Raw genomic sequence first — 3,478 nt, 5'->3', positions numbered from 1 at the left:
TTTGCTGGTGGAGAAGGTGGTGGAAATCCCTTTGCTGGTGGAGAAGGTGGTGGAAATCCCTTTGCTGGTGGAGAAGGTGGTGAAAATCCTTTTGCTGGTGGAGAAGGTGAAAATCCTTTCGCTGGTGGAAATCCGATTGCGGAAAATGATAATGGAGATTCTGCACCATCCTTTGATATGTTAGGAATGATTTTTGGTGAAGATTTACCATTTCTCAACGCTAATCAAGGCGATGATAGTTATAGCACCATACCCAATCAGTCAACCAACGAAACCTTAAAAACTGTTAGAAATAGCCTTCTAATATTTAACGCAAAACTTAATTCTTCAGGTGCTTTTGGGGAAGGTAACGATACACCTTTACAAACACCAAATGACTTGTTGACGCTGTTTCGTAATGATATGTTCAGCTTCAATAATTCCGCAAACTCTTTTCAAGGATTAGTTGGTGATGATAATCCTTTTTCTAGCGGTGAATATAATCCTTTTGGTGAAGGTACATTAGCTGAAGAAATCCCATTTGATATTTTAAATGTTGCTTTGGATGGTTTATTGCCATTCAACGGAAACGAAAATGTGTTTAGCACACCTGAAGGAGAGATTCCAATTGGTAATGGTAATCAAGACTTTGGTAGTGAAAATGCAGTTATCGGTAATGCCAACTGGAATTACGGTAATTTAAATGCAACTATTGGTAACGGCAACTGGAATTGGGATGACACTATTCACAACGTAACCGTTGGTAATGGTAACTGGCATTTAGACTTTAGTGCTGATAATAAAACCGTTGGTAACGGTAACTGGTATTGGGATTCTAGTAGTGACAATACAACTCTTGGTAATGGTAATTGGAACTTTGGAGATAACAATACAACTATTGGTAACGGTAACTGGGATTTCGGTAATAACAATACAGTAATTGGAAACGGAAATCGAGTTTATACCGATAATAGTATCGTGATTGGTAACGGTAACTGGTCGGTTGTTGTTGATAAATCTGCCGAAATTGGTGAAGATTTATTGGGTGAATTAGAAACCATCGCAATGGGAATTGGCGTTAAGGGCAGTGCTAATATGCTTGTTGATTCAGTGATGAATAAAATGGGCGAAATTTTCCAACCATTGACAGAAGATTTTGATGAATCAGCACTGAATACCTATAATCAGCAGTTTCATACTTCTGATAGCGGTATAGATTTTCTAACTTCAGTTTAATTCCCCCGAATGTACTTTTGTCATAAACCCGGTTTCGCGATAGCACAACGAAAAAATCAAGTCACCTAAAGAAGCCGGGTTTCTTTGAGCTTGTTGAGATTGCTGCAAGATGTCAGTCTGATAAATTTTGCTAAGTGCTTAGGCAAAATTAATTAGATATTGTCATTGCGTTCACAAAGTGTTCCCTCTTAGGGAATGGAACGAAGCAATCACAAGGATTTCAAGGTTTGGGAATGTACAATTAATTTTGCACAACTACTTACACGGGTTTAACAGCCCGTTTTTTTATGAGATTTTACAGATTTAATTAATCCCCCATCCTTTTCCTACGAAGAGCTATGAAGGCTTTCTTCTACAAGGAGAGAAATCAAAACTGTATTGCATTTCAACCCGGTTTTTTGCTCGTCTCTTAAAGAATTCTTCACGCTGCATCGTGCGACTCATCATGTTTGTGCCAAGAGAAACCGGGTTTGTAGAAGCTTGCCCTCGAATGAGGGTAACGACGCTAGGTGTTTATTACAGCTATTTGAAATCACGAGCAAAGTATTTTTTCAGTTACTAATATTGATTACAACATTTACCGCCATGATACAGATACTAAATTAATCCTTCTTTAGTTAGATTAATAGAAGATTAAATATAACAGTAAAAGTTAATTTTTGTGTTTAGACGATAAAACTACACAAAAGTCAATCATACTCTGGTTAGTTAATTATCTTAAAAGGCTAAAAAAATATCTTATTTATACATATATTCAATATCGGCAATTTTACTGTATAAAAAAACGAAATATAAGCAACAAGCTCTTACTAGATAATTCTTTGTAATACATAAAATACACCTCAAAACGATCAAATTAATATTTGCAATATTTATTAGAAGATAGACTAAATTGCTTGTAATAGTTATAGGACAGGACATTCAATAGTTAGTTATTGATTTAAAATCGACTGATGACTGCTGTATTAGTCTAATCAAATAATACAACCAATCGAATTAAATATATTTTCATCTATTTAGATTTAATAATTTAGATTGTGTAAACTTTTTCTAAAGATTTGATAAATTAAACAAAAAAATTCTCATGTCAAGCTAAACCAAAAAGGATTAAATTGGTTTTGTCTGCGGAAATAATTTAAGCAAGTCACAATAATTGCGATCGCAATTCCATTGAACGACTATAAGCAGACGCACAAAGATTTTTTTCGCGTTAGATTAGATAGCTCTTTGGTGATGGTTGACGATAGAAAGTTCTATATAAAAAGCATCAAGTACTTGAATTTATTTTTTCTTGATGCGTGTTAAAAAGAGCAGATTTGTGCTTCAAAATTTAGAGGATTTATAGCAAATGGCAGAAGATACTAATCAAAACGCTACTGGCAACCCAGTTGGTGGCGGTCAAGGCGGCTTCGGTGGCGGTCAAGGTGGCTTTGGCGGCGGACAAGGCGGCTTCGGTGGCGGTCAAGGCGGCGGACAAGGCGGCTTTGGCGGCGGTCAAGGTGGCGGACAAGGCGGCTTCGGTGGCGGTCAAGGCGGCTTTGGCGGCGGACAAGGCGGCTTCGGTGGCGGTCAAGGTGGCGGACAAGGCGGCTTTAGCGGCGGTCAAGGTGGCGGACAAGGCGGCTTTGGCGGCTTTGGTGGCTTTGGCGGCGGTCAAGGTGGCGGACAAGGCGGCTTTGGCGGCGGTCAAGGTGGCGGACAAGGCGGCTTTGGCGGCGGACAAGGTGGCTTTGGCGGCGGACAAGGTGGCTTTGGCGGCGGTCAAGGTGGCGGACAAGGCGGCGGACAACCAGATGCTGGTGATGAAAAAGGTGACAATGACGGTGGTGAATCTCCAATGGGTGGCGGTAGTCCCGTCTCACCTTTTGACCAATTAAGTATCAACCTTGATAACTACTTCAACAGCGACGATTTTAAAGAAGGTAAACAGCCAGGGAATTTAAACCCATTTTCCCAACCAGCTAGTGGTGGCGCTCCTTCTGGTGGTGGCGCTCCTTCTGGCGACGGTAATCCATTTGGCGGCAATCCATTTGAATACGATCCATTTGGTGGTGACGATAAGTCCGATGATGATTCGGATGACAAAGACAAGCCTATGATGGGTGACGATAAGTCCGATGATGATTCGGATGACAAAGACAAGCCTATGATGGGTGACGATAAGTCCGATGATGATTCGGATGATACAGATAACCCAATGATGGGTGGCGATAAGTCCGATGATGATTCGGATGATACAGATAACCCAATGATGGGTGGCGAT

General features: G+C 40.4%; 1 protein-coding gene and 1 pseudogene. Both read left to right on the top strand.

Annotated features, from left to right (window positions below):
• The coding region (locus ACM03V_RS34220) for a hypothetical protein (protein ID WP_414625268.1) at positions 1 to 1,215 on the top strand (1,215 nt) is incomplete at its 5' end.
• Positions 1,216 to 2,563: 1,348 nt separating this feature from the next.
• Positions 2,564 to 3,478, top strand: a pseudogene (locus tag ACM03V_RS34215) (hypothetical protein); the annotation flags it as partial.

This window comes from Calothrix sp. CCY 0018 (genome assembly GCF_963920925.1).
In the GTDB taxonomy this organism is placed as follows: domain Bacteria; phylum Cyanobacteriota; class Cyanobacteriia; order Cyanobacteriales; family Nostocaceae; genus Rivularia.
Note: the sequence above shows the minus strand (reverse complement) of the source record. Positions and strands in the feature narration are given on the sequence as shown.